12 protein-coding genes are annotated in these 16,368 nt (G+C 67.6%); 9 read left to right on the top strand and 3 right to left on the bottom strand.

Annotated elements, in window-relative coordinates:
- Positions 1-62 precede the first annotated feature (62 nt).
- From rsgA to HNP55_RS01485, 3 genes are read right to left on the bottom strand one after another with little or no spacing between them, the layout of a single operon-like run.
- Positions 63-971 (bottom strand): ribosome small subunit-dependent GTPase A, encoded by a 909-nt coding sequence (rsgA, locus tag HNP55_RS01495; RefSeq protein WP_184295433.1) that lies wholly within the window; start codon positions 969-971, stop codon positions 63-65.
- Positions 968-1,321: a 4a-hydroxytetrahydrobiopterin dehydratase gene (locus HNP55_RS01490; RefSeq protein WP_184295430.1), complete on the bottom strand. Its 354-nt coding sequence runs from the start codon at positions 1,319-1,321 to the stop codon at positions 968-970. The genes rsgA and HNP55_RS01490 overlap by 4 nt, the downstream gene beginning before the upstream one ends.
- Positions 1,322-1,331: 10 nt before the next feature.
- Positions 1,332-2,636, bottom strand: a complete 1,305-nt coding sequence (locus tag HNP55_RS01485; protein WP_184295427.1) for a M48 family metallopeptidase — start codon at positions 2,634-2,636, stop codon at positions 1,332-1,334.
- 60 nt (positions 2,637-2,696) lie between these two features.
- Here HNP55_RS01485 and orn point away from each other — a divergent pair, with 60 nt between their 5' ends.
- The 9 genes from orn to HNP55_RS01440 all read left to right on the top strand — a co-directional run bounded on the left by orn (position 2,697) and on the right by HNP55_RS01440 (position 16,360).
- Positions 2,697-3,284 carry an oligoribonuclease gene (orn, locus tag HNP55_RS01480; protein WP_184295424.1) on the top strand — a complete coding sequence of 196 codons (588 nt, stop codon included), beginning with the start codon at positions 2,697-2,699 and terminating at the stop codon, positions 3,282-3,284.
- A gap of 4 nt (positions 3,285-3,288) precedes the next feature.
- Complete coding sequence (locus tag HNP55_RS01475; RefSeq protein WP_246448099.1) at positions 3,289-5,127, top strand: chorismate-binding protein; 1,839 nt, start codon at positions 3,289-3,291, stop codon at positions 5,125-5,127.
- Between the two features lie 54 nt (positions 5,128-5,181).
- Positions 5,182-8,031: an SNF2-related protein gene (locus HNP55_RS01470; protein ID WP_184295421.1), complete on the top strand. Its 2,850-nt coding sequence runs from the start codon at positions 5,182-5,184 to the stop codon at positions 8,029-8,031.
- A gap of 554 nt (positions 8,032-8,585) precedes the next feature.
- Positions 8,586-10,271, top strand: coding sequence for a DEAD/DEAH box helicase (locus HNP55_RS01465; protein WP_184295418.1), 1,686 nt, complete (start codon positions 8,586-8,588; stop codon positions 10,269-10,271).
- Between the two features lie 58 nt (positions 10,272-10,329).
- A complete protein-coding gene (locus HNP55_RS01460) occupies positions 10,330-10,923 on the top strand; it encodes a DUF1294 domain-containing protein (RefSeq protein ID WP_184295414.1) in 594 nt (197 codons plus the stop codon).
- 82 nt (positions 10,924-11,005) lie between these two features.
- On the top strand, positions 11,006-11,365 hold the full coding sequence (locus HNP55_RS01455) for a SirB2 family protein (protein WP_184295412.1): 360 nt from the start codon (positions 11,006-11,008) through the stop codon (positions 11,363-11,365).
- A 31-nt stretch (positions 11,366-11,396) separates the two neighbouring features.
- Positions 11,397-12,818 carry a hypothetical protein gene (locus HNP55_RS01450; protein WP_246448098.1) on the top strand — a complete coding sequence of 474 codons (1,422 nt, stop codon included), beginning with the start codon at positions 11,397-11,399 and terminating at the stop codon, positions 12,816-12,818.
- A complete protein-coding gene (locus tag HNP55_RS01445) occupies positions 12,815-13,537 on the top strand; it encodes a hypothetical protein (RefSeq protein WP_246448097.1) in 723 nt (240 codons plus the stop codon). The genes HNP55_RS01450 and HNP55_RS01445 overlap by 4 nt, the downstream gene beginning before the upstream one ends.
- Before the next feature lie 3 nt (positions 13,538-13,540).
- Positions 13,541-16,360 carry an ATP-binding protein gene (locus HNP55_RS01440; RefSeq protein WP_184295409.1) on the top strand — a complete coding sequence of 940 codons (2,820 nt, stop codon included), beginning with the start codon at positions 13,541-13,543 and terminating at the stop codon, positions 16,358-16,360.
- Positions 16,361-16,368 lie beyond the last annotated feature (8 nt).

The raw sequence follows: 16,368 nt of genomic DNA, 5'->3' as shown, positions 1-16,368 counted from the left end.
CGCTGTGTGCGCCGGCCGCCCTGGCACGCCGCGCCGCAGTCGGCGCTTGCGAGACTTTTGCCCTACCAGCGCTTGGCCGTCAGCTCGGCCAGGATCTCCCCGTAGATGCGGTAGCGGCTGGCGCTGATCTGGCCGGCCTCCACCGCCGCACGCACGCCGCAGCCCGGTTCGTGCTGGTGCGTGCAGTTGTAGAAACGGCAATGGTCGGCGTGGGCGCGCAGATCGGGCATCAAGAGCGGCAGCTGGGCCGGCTCGACCTGTCGCACACCAAATTCCTGGAAGCCGGGTGAGTCGATCAGGGCCGACTGGCGCTCGCCATCCACCCAGTACCACTGGGTGGTGGTGGTGGTGTGGCGACCGGAGTTGAGGGCTTGTGAAATGTCGCCCACCTGGGCCTTCGCGTCGGGGATCAGCAGATTGATCAGGGTGCTCTTGCCGGTGCCGCTGGGGCCCATCACAAAGCTGCGTTTGCCGCTCAGCCAGGGCGTCAGCTGTTCAATCGAGGCCTGAGGCTCGCCCTTCAGGGCGATCTCCAGCATATTCAGGCCCATGGCCCGGTAGGGGGCCAGGCGCTCACGGGCGGCTTCGCTGCCGGGCAGATCGGTCTTGTTCAGGGCGATGGTGCTGGGGATGCCGGCGGCTTCGGCCGCGATCAGGGCGCGGCAGAGCTGGCTTTCGCTGAACACCGGCTCCACGGCCACCAGGATCAATAGCTGATCGACATTGGCGGCAAAGCTCTTGGTCTTCCACTCGTCCTGGCGGAACAGCAGATTGCGGCGCGGCTCCACCGCCTCGATCACGCCCTCGTCGGAACCGCTGGGCGCCCAGCGCACCTCGTCGCCGACCACGCAATCGCTTTTTTTGCCGCGCGGATGGCAGACCCGGCGCTGGCCCTCGCTGTCCTCCACGATGTAGTGGCGGCCATGGCCGCGCACGACCAGGCCCAGATCGAGGTCGCTATGGCGACTCATGCAGCCGTGGCCTCGGGCAGGGCCGAAACTTGCGCGGCGCAGATGAAGTCGTTGGGCGTCAAGCCGCCGGCCGAGTGCGTGCTGTAGCGCAGGGTGCAGGCGCCGAAGCTGACGATCAGGTCGGGGTGGTGGTCCTGGCCATGGGCGATCTCGGCCACGGCGTTGACGAAGGCCATGGTCTGGTAGAAGTTGTCGAAGGCAAAGTGTGACTCGATGGCCGGCGGCATATCGTCATACTTCACCGGCTTCCAGCCCGGCACCAGGGCCAGCCAGGTGGGCAGCTCGGCCTCGCTCAGGGCCGTGGTCTGCGGCTGGCATTGGGCGGTCAAGAGATTCAGGGAAGAGGACATCGTGTCGGCTTCAGTTCGAGGTTTGCAAGGCCGCCAGGCGCTCGCTGGCCGGCGGGTGTGAGTAGTAGAAGCGGGCGTAGACCGGGTCGGGGGTCAGCGTGCCGGCATTGTCCTCGTGCAGCTTGAGCAGGGCCGAGGCCAGGTCGGCGCCACCCGCCTGGGCGCAGGCATAGGCGTCGGCCTGGAATTCGTCGCGGCGCGAAAAATAACTGCCCAGCGGCGTGAAGAAAAAGCCGAACACCGGCACCACCAGCAAGAAGAGCAGCAGGGCCAGGGCATCGTTGGGCGCCGCCATATTCGGCTCCACATTGAAGGCCAGGTAGAAGGGCAGCTGGCGCGACAGCCAACCCAGCAGGGCGAAGGCGGCCAGGCTCAGCGCGAACATCAGGACCATGCGCTTGGCCACATGCTTGTGCTTGAAATGGCCCAGCTCATGGGCCAGCACGGCCTCGACCTCGGGGCCGTTCAGCCGGCTCAGCAAGGTGTCGTAGAACACCACCCGCTTGGCCGGGCCGAAGCCGGTGAAGTAAGCATTGCCATGGGCGGAGCGGCGGCTGCCGTCCATCACGAACAAGCCCTTGGCCGCGAAGCCGCAGCGCTGCATCAGGCCCTCGACGCGGGCGCGCAAGCCCTCGGGGCCTTCATCCGGCAGGGGCTCGAATTTGTTGAACAGCGGGGCGATCACGGTCGGGTAGAGCACCAGGATCAGCACATTGAAGCCCACCCAGGCGCCCCAGGCCCACAGCCACCAGTTGGCGCCGGCCGCGCCCATCAGCCACAGGATCAGCGCGGCGATGGGCAGGCCGATCAGGGCGCCGACCAGGGCGCTCTTGAGCGCATCGGCGATATACATCCGCCAGGTGACGCGGTTGAAGCCGAAGCGCTGCTCCAGGCGGAAGGTGTTGTACAGCTCCCAGGGCAGGTCCAGCAGGGCGCCGATCAGGGTGAAGGTCAGCAGCAGGCCCAGCTGATAGACCATGCCGCCGAACTGCGGCGCTAGCGCGTCGACCAGGAATTTGTTGAGCAGATTGAGCCCGCCCAGCAAGGTCCAGCCCAGCAGCACCACGGTGCCAAAAGCCAGGCTCAGCAGACCGAAGCGGCTGCGGGCGATGGTGTAGTCGGCGGCTTTTTGATGGGCGGCCAGCGGCACGACAGCGGCGAAGGGCTCGGGCACCTGCTCGCGGTGCCGGGCCACATGGCGGACCTGACGGCCATTGAGCCAGAACTTGGTGACCAGGCTCACCAGAATGGCCAGGGCAAAGGCCAGCGCCAGGGTCTGTGGGTTCAAAGAGATTGAGGGGAGGCTTGAAAACATAGGCTGGAGTGTAGGGCTGCGACAATAGCGCCCATTCAAAGTCCATTGATTCCTCCCTCTATGAGCACGACCCCCGAAACCCTGGCCGTCACCGCGCCCGCCCTGGCCCCGCACGAGCAGAACCTGATCTGGATCGACCTGGAAATGACCGGCCTCTACCCGGAGCGCGACCGCATCATCGAGATCGCCGTGGTCGTCACCGACGCGCAGCTGAATGTGCGGGTGGAAGGCCCGGTCTTCGCCATCCACCAGAGCGATGCGACCCTGGACAAGATGGATGCCTGGAACAAGGGCACCCATGGCAAGAGCGGCCTGATCGATCGCGTCAAGGCCTCGACCATCACGGAAGACGAGGCCGTGGCCCAGACCATCGCCTTCCTCAAGCAATACGTGCCGGCCGGCAAATCGCCCATGTGCGGCAATAGCATCTGCCAGGACCGCCGCTTCCTGGCCAATTACATGCCCAAGCTGGAAGAGTTCTTCCACTACCGCAATCTGGACGTGTCCACGCTGAAGGAGCTGGCGCGGCGCTGGAAGCCGGAGATTCTGGACGGCTTCAAGAAGGCGCAGGCCCACACGGCTCTGGCCGACATCACCGAGTCCATCGATGAGCTGGCCTATTACCGCGAGCATTTCCTGAGCCTTTGATGCCTTGGGCCTGCCTGCTGTGAACAAGGCCTCCGAGCTGCAAGCGGCGTTCGACTTCCCCCGCCACCCGCTGGCGCGCGAGGACGGCGAGCGGGTGCGCGGCGCCTTTTACCAGCCACCCAGCCGGGTCTTGCGGGCCATGCAGGCCGGCGAGGTGGCGGCCGTGCTGGACGCCGCCCACCAGGCCGCTCGCGCGGGCGCCTGGGTGCTGGGGGGGCTGCGCTACGAGGCGGCGGCCGCCTTCGATGCCGCGCTGCAAAGCCAGGCCTGCGAGGGCGCGCTGGCCGAGTTCGCGGTGTTCGAGGCGGCACCCCAACCCTGGCCGGAGGTGCAGGCGCAGACCGGTTTGCTGAGTGGCCCCTGGTCGGACAGCCAGGCCGAGCCCGCCGAGTGTGCGCAAATCGAGCGCATCCGTGAGTGGATTCGCGCCGGTGACTGCTACCAGGTCAACCTCACCACCCGCCTGCAAGCCGATGCTGGGGACGTGGACCTGGCCGATTACTTCCTGGCCCTGCACCGCGGGCAGCCGGGTGGTTTTTCGCTCTTTCTGCGCGAGCAGGGTGTGGCCAGCGTTTCACCCGAGCTGTTCTTCGACTGGCGGCCCGTGCCCGATGCCGCCACCGCCTGGCTGCTGGCCGCCCAGCCCATGAAGGGCACGGCCGCGCGCGGCCGCGATGTGGTGGAGGACGAGGCCGCCCAGGCCCATCTGCGCACCAGCGAGAAGGAGCGGGCCGAGAACCTGATGATCGTGGACCTGCTGCGCAATGATATGAGCCGGGTGGCCCAGCTGGGCACGGTGCGGGTGCCGCGCCTGTTCGAGCTGCATGCCCTGCCCACCGTCTGGCAGATGACCTCGACGGTGACGGCGGTGAGCGCGCCGCGCCTGCCGCTCTCGGCGATTTTTGCGGCCCTGTTCCCCTGCGGCTCGGTCACCGGCGCGCCCAAGATCCGCGCCATGCAAATCATCCGTGAGCTGGAGCCGCAGGCGCGGGGCTGGTATTGCGGCGCGCTGGGCCTGCTGCAGCCCGGCGGCGTGGCGAGCTTCAATGTGCCGATACGCACGGTCGAGCAGCGCGGCGCCGGGCGCCTGCAAGTGGGCGTTGGCAGCGCCATCACGCTGGACTCCGAGGCCGGCGCCGAGGTGGCCGAATGGCGGGCCAAGGCCAGGTTTTTGCTGCGCGCCCAGGCGCCCATCTCGGCCCTGGAAACCCTGCGCCTGCAGGACGGGGTATTCATCCGCCTGAGCGCCCATCTGGCCCGCTTGCAGCGCACGGCCCAGCACTTCGGCATCAAGTTCTCCCTGGCCGAGTTGCGCCGCCAGCTCGATGCCCTGAGCCAGAGCCAGGGTTCGGGCGATTGGCGGCTGCGCATCACCGTGAGCCCGCAAGGCGCTGTGCAATTGCAGTGCTTGTCACTGCCGGCCACGCCAATGTGCGTGATACTTGCGCTCGCGCCCAGCCCTATCGACACGCAGGGGCCGGGCGCCGAGTTCATCCAACACAAAACGACACGGCGTGAAGCCTATGAATTTTTCTCCAGCACGAAACCGGCGCAAGCCTTTGACGTGCTGCTCTGGAACGCCGATGGCGAGCTGACCGAATGCTCTTTCGGCAATGTGGCGCTGAAGATGGACGGCCGCTGGCTAACGCCCCGGCTGCAGGCAGGCTTGCTGCCCGGCGTCTACCGCGAAGAACTTCTGCAGCTCGGGACCTTGAGCGAGGCGCGCTTGCTGAAAAGCGATCTCGCCCGGGCCCAAGACCTTGCCTTTTTCAATAGCCTGCGCGGCTGGTGCCCGGCCCGCTTGTGGGCCGCCGCTGCGGACGAGGGTGCGACGAGTGCCTGACAAGCGGCGCCCATCGTCTCCTTAATCGAATACTGCGAATACTGATTGCATCCCATGGCTACAGCCTCCAAAAAGACCAGCGCGACGAGCAAGTCCGCCCCCAAGAAAGTCGCCGCCAAAAAAACGGCGCCTGTCAAAAGCAAGCAGCCTGAGCTGGTGCTTGAAGTGCAGCCGACCCAGCCAGTGCTGAAGGTGGCCGCCAAAGCTGCTGCCAAGAAGGCCCTTAGCAAGGCCAAGCCTAAGGCCGACAGCAAGGCGCCTGCGGCCAAGAAGACCAAGGTCGCGAAGCCCGCTGCTGCTGCTGCCGTCGAGGCCAAGGCGGCTCCGGCCAAGAAGGTGAAGGCGGCGGCCAAGCCCATCGTTCAGCCTGTTGAAGTTGTCGAGCCTGTGGCAGCCAAGCCCGCCAAGGCGGCCCCCAAGGCCAAGACTGTGGCCAAGGCAGAGCCCGAGCCCAAGCTCGCGGCCAAGCCCAAGAAGGCGGCGGCCAAGCCCGTGGCTGAGCCCGCGCCCGAGCCTGCACCCGCGCCCAAGCCGCTCGTAAAGGCTGCGGCAAAGCGCGCAGGCGCGGCCAAGAAGGCCGTGGAAGAAGCCTCCAAGCGTGCGCTGAGCTCCAGCGAGCGCGTGCTGGAGGCTGCGCCCAAGCTTGCACCGAAAGCCGCAGCCAAGGCCGAACCCGCCAAACCCGCCAAGCCTGCCAAGCCTGTCCAAAAGGTCAAGACCGGCAAGGCTCTTGAAGCCGCGGCCTCTGCTGTTCCGGCCCCGCTCGAAGCCCAGCCGGCCAAGGCCAAGCCTTCGCCAGCGCCCAGCAAGTCAGCGAAAAAAACAGCCCCCGCGCCCGCAGCCCCTCAGGCCAAGCCTGCGCCGGTCCCGGCTCCTGCTCCCGCAGCGCCGGTCGAGCCGCCTCGCTTCCGCTTGCAGGCGCAGAACGCCGGCTCGGTGCTGGGCGAGTACCGGGTGAGCGAGATCGAGGCAGCGGGTCAGAGCTGGCGCGTGCAGGTGCAGGGCGCCCTGGCCATGGACTGCCGTTGCGACTGCGCCGCCTTCCCGCGCAGCGACCGCGGCAGCTGTGAGCATGTCGACTTCGCCCTGGCTCAGCTGCTGAGCCAGCCAGTGACGGCCGAGGCCTTGCGTGCCGGCCCGCAAGCCGATTACAGCGAGGTCTTGCTGCGCTTTGGCGCCCGCCGCCAGCTGCGTTGGCGCCAGGGTCGGGCATGCCCCCCTGCGCTGGCCGAGGCGGCGCAGGCCTTGCTGGACGAGTCCGGCCGGCTGCGCGCGGAGGCGCCCGGTGCCCTGGCCCAGCTGCTGCAGCTGGCGGCCGCGGCCGGCCATGAGCTGCGGGTGGAGGAGGGCGTGTGGCCGCTGCTGGCTCACAAGCGTGATGCCGGCCAGCGCGTGCTGCGCCTGGAGCAAAACTACCCGCAAGGCCTGGCAACGCCGGCCCTGCGCAATCTGCTCAAGCTGCCCCTGCCCATATTCCAGCTGGAGGCGGCCTTGTTTGCCGTCAGCGCCGGCCGTAGCCTGCTGGCCGATGAGCTGGGCCTGGGCCTGTACGCCCAAGCCCTGGGCGCCAGCGAGCTTTTGATGCGCCATTTCGGCGTCGAACGGGTCTTGCTGCTCTGCGCCGAGTCGGCCCAGAGCCGTTGGTTGGCCGAGGCCCAGACCTTGAGCGGCCGTGCGGCCCAGCTGGTCTGGGGCGATGCGGCGGCCCGCGCCGAGCAGCTCGCCGATGGCTCGGCGCAGATCAAAATTTGCGCCAGCTCGGCCCTGGCTCAGGACCTGAGCCAGCTGCAGGCTTTTGCGCCCGAACTCATCATCGTGGACGAGGCCGGTCGCCTGGATGGCCAGGCCCTGGCCGCCCTAAAGGCGCTGGAGGCCGCGCGGCCCGAACAGGGCTTTTTGCTGCTGCTGAGCGGCCAACTATTGAATAGCCAGCCCAAGGTCTTGTTGCCCCTGGTGGACCTGCTGGACTCGCAGCGCAGCGGCCCTTACGCGCGCTTGCTGAGCCATCACGTCAGGCGCGATGCGGCCGGCCAGATCCAGGGCTTTGTGGGCCTGGATGCGCTGGACCAGACGCTGGAGCGCCTGATGCTCAGCCGCAGCAAGGCCGATCTAGCGGCCGTGTTGCCGCCCGCCCTGGTGCAGCTGCGCGGCGTGGCCCTGGGCGAGGCCCAGCAAGCGCTGCAACTGCCTTTGTTGCGCGAGCTGCGCCGCGGCGTGCAGCGCTGGGAGCGTAGCGGCTATGTGTCGGACGCCGAGCAACTGGCGCTGGCGCGTGCCGTACAGAGCCTGCGTCGCCTGGCCATCAGCCCGCAACTGCTGGCTCCGGCCGCGGCCGAGCTGCCGGCGGACGCGCCCAAGCTGGCCGCCGTGGCCGCGGTGGCGCGTGAGCTGCTTGGTGTGGCCGCACAGCGCCTGGTGGTGTTCTGCCAGTGGGACGATGCCTTGAGCCTGTTGGCCAGGCGCCTGCAGTCCCAGGGCTTCGAGCTGCTGCAGCTGAGCGCCGACCAAGGCCTGGCCGAGCGCCAGGCGCTGGCAGGCCGTTGGCGCGAGGACGAGCGTGTGCAAGTGCTGCTGATCAGCGATGCCGCGGCCACCGGCCTGCAGCTCATCAGCGAAGGCGCGGATGCCGGCCTGGGCCTGATCAATCTGGAGCTGCCCTGGAGCGAAGAGCTGCTGGCTCGCCGTCTGTCCGCCATGTGCGAGGAGGACACGCGCGGCCTGCCGCTGATTCAGCTGCAAGCCCAGCAAGGTCTGGAGCAGGCCATGTTGCAGGCCATGGATGTCTTGCCCGAGCTGCCCCTGTGCAGCCTGGACGGTGACGCCAGCCAGCGGCTGCTGCAAGGGGAAGCGCTGACTGCCTGGATGCAGTCGCTGGCCCTGCTGTGCAGCTTGTTGCCCGAATAAGCAGGCCTGCGGGCCGCCGGGGCGTGATGGAATCACACCCCGGCCTGGCGTTCCAAAGAAAATACTTTCCGTGAAAACCCTAGTGTGCTATAGTCGCAGGCTTGCTTGGAGTGCGGGCCTTGGTTTTTAGTGCTTGTTGCTCCTGCATTTCGTACGTCTCCTCTGACCTCTGTTCAGGCCGCTGCCCAGACGCTTCAAGATTTGAAGCTTTGCGCGCAGTGACAAGATGAGCGCGCAGTGCCTTGGACCTGATTCATTCAGGCTGCATCTGTCGTGATCTTGAGCTCCCACCTTGGGTGATGCGCTGAACGCCCTTCGGGTTCGGTCGGCGGCGATGCCGTCGCTTTGACTGTTCCCCCGGCGCCGCCCCAGGCACCCTCGGCAAACCATTGCCGACTCATCAAGACCTGGCGCACGACGCGAGCTTTCTCCCGGCGACCTTACTGGCTTGGCGCGCTTTTCTTTGCTGTGCGCGGTCAAGCGTGTGCGTTCGTCTGCATCAGCGCTTTTTTGGCGCGCCCGGCAGGCGGGGCACAGCTTTGTTGAAAGAAGATATGACATTTGAAAATCTGGGCCTGCACGAGTCCATCCTGCGTGCCGTTAAGGATTCCGGTTACGAAACCGCCACCGAAGTTCAGGCCCTGGCCATCCCCGCCGGCATCGCCGGCAAGGACCTGATGGTCTCGGCCCGTACCGGCAGCGGCAAGACCGCCGCCTTCATCCTGCCGGCCCTCAGCAAGATCCTGGCCAGCCGCGCGACTCAGCAAGAGCGCGTCCGTGGCAAGAACTACGGCCCCCGCGTGCTGGTGCTGTGCCCCACCCGCGAGCTGGCCATGCAAGTGGCCAAGGCCGCCCAGACCTACGGCCGCCATGTGCCCGGCCTGAAGATCGCTACCGTGCTGGGCGGCATGCCTTACGCCCTGCAGATCCGCCAGCTGAGCGGCCCGCTGGACATCCTGATCGCCACCCCCGGCCGTCTGCTGGACCATCTGCAATCGGGCAAGTGCGTGCTGGATAACGTCGAGATCCTGGTGCTGGACGAAGCCGACCGCATGCTGGACATGGGCTTCATCGACGACATCAAGTTCGTTGCCGACCGCATCCCCGCCGAGCGCCAGACCGTGATGTTCAGCGCCACTTTCGCCGGCCACGTCGGCCGCCTGGCCCATGATCTGATGCGCGATCCGCAGCGCATCGACGTGGCTTCGCACACCGACACCCACGAGAACATCACCCAGCGCCTGCACTGGGCCGATAACAACAATCACAAGGACCAATTGCTGGAGCATCTGCTGGCCGACAAGGACCTGGACCAGGCCGTTGTCTTCACCAGCACCCAGCGTGACGCCGACTGGCTGGCCGAGCGCCTGCAAGAGCTGGGTCATGCCGTGGCGCCCCTGCACGGTGGCATGCCGCAAGGCCGCCGCAACCGCGTGCTGATGGCGCTGCGCCGTCACGAAGTGCGCGTGCTGGTGGCCACCGATGTGGCCGCCCGCGGCATCGACGTGCCCACCATCACCCACGTGATCAACTACGGCCTGCCCATGAAGGCCGAGGACTATGTGCACCGCATCGGCCGTACCGGCCGCGCCGGTCGTGAAGGCCTGGCCGTGACCCTGGCCACGCGTGATGATGTTTCCATGATCCGCCGCATCCAGCAGTTCACCACCCAGACCATTCCTTCGGCCCAGATCGAAGGTCTGGAACCCAAGACGCAAGAACCGCGCATCTTCCCGCCCCGGCCCGCCGGCAGCTTCGATGATCGCGGCCCTCGCTTCGGTGGCGCAGGCTGGGGCAACAAGCCCGGCTTCGGCGGCGGCAACAAGTTCGGTGGCAATAAGTTTGGCGGCAAGCCGTCCTTCCATCGCGACAGTGGCAAGCCCTTCGTCCGTGAAGGTGGCCGTCCCGAAGGTTTCGCCCCCCGTGGCGACTTCCGCCAGGATGCCCGTCCTTCCTTCGACCGCGCACCGTCGTTCGACCGCGGCAATGAGCGTCCGGCCTTTGGCAACGACAGGCCTTCCTTCGGCAATGATCGCCCCTCCTTCGACCGTGGCGGCGACAACCGCGGTTTCGCGCCGCGTGGTGACAGGCCTGCGTTTGCCCCCCGTGGCGACCGTCAGTCCTTCGGCGACAAGCCCAGCTTCGGTGGCGATCGCCGCCCGGGTGGCTTCGACTCGCGCGGTCCCAAGCGCGCCGGCCCCGCCGGTGGCGCCCCGCGCCGCAGCGGTTTCGGCCGTTGATGCTTGATTGAACCGGAAGGCCCGCTGTTGACGCGGGCCTTTTTACTTTGCGCAAGACATGGCAAGAGAACAAGGTCGGCTGAGCCAGTGGGACGAGGCCAAGGGTTATGGCTTCATCAGCCCCCAAAAAGGTGGGGGCCGCGTGTTCGTCCATATCAAGGCCTTTGCCCTGCAGGCCGAGCCACCGCGCCTGGGCCAGAGCCTGAGCTATGAACTGGCGCAGGATGCGCAGGGCAAGTGGCGGGCGCTCCAGGTCAGGCCCTTGCAGGCTGCCGTGCCCGCCCGGCCGGCCGCCGCCGCCAGCGCCCGCAGCCTCTGGCTGGTACCGCTGTTTGCCGCCTTCTACCTGGTCTGCCACCTGGCCTGGCAACTGCCGCCGGCGGTCTGGGGCCTGTATATGGCCCTGAGCCTGGCCAGCTTCATCGTCTATGCCGGCGACAAGCGTGCCGCCCGGCGTGGCGATTGGCGGGTGTCGGAAAACACCCTGCACCTGCTGGCCTTGGCCGGTGGCTGGCCCGGCGCCTTGCTGGCCCAGCAACTGCTGCGCCACAAGTCCAGCAAGCCGGGCTTCAGGCGTTGGTTCTGGGCCAGCGTGCTGGGCAATCTGCTGCTCTTCATCCTGCTCTGCTCGCCCCTGCTCAAACAGGCTTGACAGCCTCGCCCGGGCTGGACCAAGCTCGGGTCTAGAAAGACTGAGGGGCCGAGGCGTTATGGAGTATTCCTTTGATTCACAGATGAGCCAGATCCACGCCTTGATGGGCTGGTTCAGCCTGGCGCTGTTCCTGGCGCGCGGCCTGGCCTTCCAGTTCGAGCAGGCCTGGCCCATGGATGCGCGGCTGCGGGTCGTGGTGTTCGGCAACGACCTCTTGATGACCGTCACCGGCCTGAGCCTGTGGGCCTTGCGCCACCACAATCCCTTGTACGACGGCTGGCTGGCGGGCAAGCTGATCGCGCTGCTGGCCTATACCGTCTGCGCCCACTGGGCCATGGGGCGGGGCGAGTTCCGCAGCCTGGGCTATGTCATGTCCCTGCTGTTCCTGGCTTATATGATCGGTGCTTCGGTCACCCGCAGCGCGGCCCTGGGCTTGTTCTGAGGGGGTTGCCGCGGGCAGAGATAATGCCCCCATGACAGAACACGAGGTAGGCGCAGACTCGCTGGAGTCCGAGCTGCGCTTTGAAGATTATTTCCGCGAAGGCTCCGCCCCCACCGAGGCCTTGCTGTGGTGGCAGTTGGAGCGCAACGAGGGCTTGCTGAACGCCATGCGGGCCCTGTGCCACGGCCCGGCGGCCCTGGTGCGCCTGCGGGTCTGGATCTTTATGGAAGTGATGGCCATGCCGGCCTCGCGCATCAGCCGCGAGACGCTGAACCAGCATTTCCACAGCCTGCGCGACGAGGCCCTGGAGCTGGTGCTCAAGCGCCTGCGCGAGGCCGAGCTGCTGGCCTGGGACGGCGGCAACCAGCAGTACGGCGTCACCCCCCTGGCCCAGCAGCTGCTGGGCGTGCTGCAGCCCCTGGTGAGCAGCTCGGTGCAGGATGCCGATCTGAGCGCCCTGCTGGCCAATGTGGCCGGCGCCCATCAGCTGGGCACGCTGGACCCGGCCCAGCTGCAGCATCTGCAGGCCCAGCTCTCGCGCCTGTACGACGAGTTTGCCGACGCCATCGCCAGCGGCTCGGAATTCCATCTGCGCCGCGCCCGCCAGCGTTTCGGCCGCGCGCTCAGCCTGGTGGAAAAGGCCAGCGAGGCGCTCTCCGCCATCATGGTGCAGGCCCAGGAGCAGGGCAATGCCAAGCTGGAACGCCTGGCGCGCGAGCTGGGCCTGGCCCAGGCCCGCCTGCTGGCCATGGCCAGCCAGTTCAACCGCGCCCTGCAGCAGGCCGACCGCCAACGCGTCACCCTGGGCTCCACCGGCATCACCACCACCGATGTGCGGCGCTGGTTGCAGAACGTGCCATTTTTGGAAAACCTCAGCCTGGGTGCCTTGTCGCGGCCCGTTCATCCGATTTTTGTGGCCCAGCACGAGTTGCTGGACAGCACCGAGGCCGAGTTCGAGCGCGACCGTCCCAAGCCCCCCGAGCCCGAGGCCCTGCCCAGCGCCCAGAGCGCGCCCGCGGGCGAGCTGGCGGTGATGAGCTTGCCGCCCGAGATGGGGCTGATGCAGGCCTTGCTGGCGCGCTGGACCGAGGCCGGCGAGATGGAGCAAGACCTGGCCCCGGCCGTGCTGGGTGGCAGTTATGCGCGCGCCTCCTACCGCGCCCAGCTCTTGCCCTTGCTGGGCGATGCCCAGGCCCAGCACTTGAGCGGGGCCACCGGCGATATGGCCCGCCAGCCCTGGCGGGTGCAGTGGTCGGCCGAGCAGGGCGAGGTGGATGATGAACACATCGCCTGGATGAGCAAGGGCGTTTTGCGCAGCACCGATGCGCCGCCCAAGGAGCCGGTCGGCGAGCCTTTTTCGGCCGAGGTGCCGATGTCGGAGCCTGACAAAGCACCCAAGCCCGAACGAGCCAGAAAAACAAGAACGCCCAAGCCAAAGGAAGCCCAAGAATGAGCGCTGCTCTGGACGATGCCGCCGCACTGGCGGCGCAATTGCTGGCACGCCGCTGGCTGCCCCGCAACCACCCCCTGGTGCGCCGCGCCCTGATCGATACCGATGTGTGGACGGCCCTGGGCGAGCGCCTCTCGGCCGTGGGCCTGCGGGTGATCGACAACCTTTACGCCGACCACATCAGCCTGGCCATGCTGCGCCCGGCCGAGGTGGCCGTGTTCGGCGAGACCGGCCTGGCCGCCAATAACAATCTGGACCTGCCGCGCGACGGCGTGGCCTTGCTGGTGGTGCTGTGGTCGCTGATTGTCTTGCCCAAGCGTCAGCGCCAGGTGGCAAGAGCCGAGGCCAAGGAAGAAGGGCAGGGCGAGTTCTTCGCCACCGACAAGCCCGTACCGCTGGCCAGCAGCGTCAGTCCCACCATCTCCTACCGCAGCCTGCTGGCCGACTTCGGCAACCAACTGGGCAAGAAGATGCGCCTGGATGCCAACCTCAAGCTGCTGGAGCGTAACGGCTTCATCACACGGCGTGGCGAGGACATTGCCGAAGGCCCTTTGCTGGACCTGCTGCTGGACTACGACACCCTGGCCCCGCGCATCCTGGACGGCGCCCTGGGCGATGTGCTGGAGCGCAGCACCGACCCGCAGGCCGCGCCCCTGCTCGCCAAGCTGCGCCAGCCCGAAGTCCTGCCCGAAGAAGAACAAGACCCCGAGAGCGAGTCCTGAGCGATGTTTCATCTGCAATCTTTAGAACTGCTGCACTGGGACTACTGCCAGCGCGTCACCATGCCGCTGGACGGCGCCATCATCACCATCGCCGGCCCCAATGGCTCGGGCAAGACCACCTTGCTGGACGCCATGCGCACCCTGCTGGGCCTGGAATGCTCGGGCGGCCGCACCTACAAGACCTATGCCCGCCACGCCAACGCCGAAACCGCCTGGCTGCGCGCCCTGGTGGACAACCGCCCGCGCGGCCGGCAGAACAGCTCGCGGCCGTTTGCCAGCTCCTTGCTCTACGCCGATCAGGTGACCCTGGTCTGCCGCATCGAGCGCCATGGCGGCGATTGGCAGCGCCGCTATCTGATGCTGGACGGGGTGCACGAGGTCGAGGCCATCGCCGCCCGCGGCGAGAAGGACTGGATGGGCATCGAGGCCTGGCGCCGCCGCCTGGAGGCCGCCGGCCTGACCCGCGCCATCGGCCGCGTGCTGGCGCTGGAGCAGGGTCAGACCGACCGCCTGTGCGAGCTCTCGCCGCGCGAGCTGCTGCGCCTGGTGTTCGAGGTCTTTGGCGACCAGGAGGTGCTGGACCGCTACGACCAGGCCCGCAGCCACCAGCAGCATCTGCTGAAGGAGGTGGAGCAGGCCGCGCACGAGCTTTCGCACACGCAAGCCCAGCTGTCCGACCTGGCCAACCGCGTCACGAGTTATCAGCAGTACCAGCTGCGCCTGCGCGAGCGCGAGCGCCTGGCCACCGAGGTCGTGCCGGTGCTGCAGTGGAGCGAGGCGCGCGCGCGCACGGCCCAGGGCCTGCGCGATCTGCATCGCCAGCGCCTGTTTGCGCGCGCCGACGAGCGGTCTTTGAGCGCCCGCCGGGCCGAGCTGCACAATCTGTTCGAGGGCTCGGAGCAGGCCAAGACCCGTCTCGCCGAGATCGAACAGGAGCGCAAGCAGACCCGCGCCGCCTTCGACGCCGCCCGCGAGGCCGAGCGTCCGATGGAGCTGCTGGCCAAGCGCGAGGAAGAGCTGCGCGCCCTGGCCGCCGTGGAGGCCGATGCCCAGGAGCTGGCCCAGCGCATGGAGGACCTGAGCGGTCGCCAGCACAGCTTGCGCGAGAGCTTCACCCGCGCCAATGACCAGAGCAAGAAAGCGCAGATCGCGCTGGAGGCTCTGAGCGGCCAACGCCTGCCACCGCCGCCGCCTGAAGTGACGCGCTTCCGCCGCGCCCTGGACGATGCCGGCATCCACCACCATGTGCTGGCCGATTGCATCGACATCGCCGACGAGAGCTGGCGTGCCGCCGCCGAAGGCATGTTGCGCCCCTCGCGCTGGGTGGTGGTGCTGGAGCACTCAAAAGACGAGGCCCATGCTTTTGCACTCGCCTCGCGCGAGCGCTATCGCCATTACGTCGTGGCCGAGGGCGAGCATGCGCCGGCGCAGGTGCCGCAAGACTCCCTGCTGGCCGCGCTGAAGATCAATGCCAAGCTGCCGGCCTGGCTCTTGCGTCAGCTGGGTGGCATACGCCGGGTCAAGGACACCGAGGCCGGCGCCAAGGTGGGCGGCGAGTGGATCACGCCCGATGCCTATTACCGCGATGCCCGCGGCGGCCGCAGCCTGTGGGTGGAGCCGCGCGACTTCCAGTTCGGCGTCTCGGCCCTGGCCTCGCGCCGCAAGGCCTTGGAGAGTGAGCTGGCCCGTTACGACGGCGAGCTGAGCCGCCTGGCCAAGGAGCAGGCCGAGGTCGAGCGCCAGCTCAAGGACGCCCAGCGCGCCGCCCAGGGCCATAAGGCGGCCCAGGAGCTGGGCGAGCGGGCGGATGAATTCGCCACCTGCCGCCAGCGCCTGCCCGCGCTCAAGCAGGCCCGTATCGAGGCCTCCAGCCGCATGACGGCGTTGGAAGGCGAGCATGACCGGGCGCTGACCCAGCACACCCGCAGCGAGCGCGATTACGAGGCGGCGCAGGCCTCGCTCAAGGCCAGCGAGGACAATGTTTCGCGCACCCAGCGCGAGCATGGCAGCCGTTATGCCGAGCTGGTGCAGGCCGCCAAGGCCTCGCGCGCGGCGCGTGCCGCCTTCCCGGCGAACTGGGTGTTAGCCAGCACCGTGCAGGCCTTGCGCAACGAGTTCGAGAACGCCAAGCAGGCCGAGATCGCCAACCGCCATGTGCAGGCCGAGCTGGACAACGGCGTCTGGGAGACCGACCCCCAGGTGCAGGACCGCCACGCCCGCATGAGCGTGGCCGTGCTGGAGCAAAGCGCCCAGCTGGACGACCGCCGCGCCAGCAATGAGATGGCCCGCATCGCCGCCTTCAATGCGCGCGAACGCTATATCGATGTGCTGCGCGCCACCGTGCGCCGCTACAAAAAGAATGTGCAGGAGCTGGGCGAGCTGGCAGGCGTCATCGCCGTGGCCGAGCTGCCGCATCTGGACAACGACGATATGGTGCTGGCCCAGGCCGGCCTGCAGGTCAAGTTCAACTTCGACGGTAAGGGCGAGGTGGGCCTGAACGACGGCGAGGCCTCGGGCGGCCAGCAGGTCTTGAAGAGCCTGATCCTCTTGGTGGGCCTGATGAAGGACGACGACAGCGCCGGTGGCTTCGTCTTCATCGACGAGCCCTTTGCCCATCTGGACGTGCGCAATATCCAACTGGTCGGCCACTTCCTGCGCTCCACCCGCGCCCAGTATTTGCTGACCACGCCCATCACCCATAACGTCGAGGTCTTCGAGCCCTCCGAGATCACCCTGGTGACCAGCAAGAAGGCGCGCGGCGAGCGCTGGGCGCCGCCCATCGCGGTGCTGGCGCGGCGGGCGGAGAAGTCGGTCTACGACTGAGTCGGCAC

It is taken from the genome of Roseateles oligotrophus (genome assembly GCF_014204525.1).
GTDB classification, from domain to species: Bacteria; Pseudomonadota; Gammaproteobacteria; order Burkholderiales; family Burkholderiaceae_C; genus Paucibacter_A; species Paucibacter_A oligotrophus_A.
This window is presented reverse-complemented; position numbering and strand designations above follow the sequence as displayed.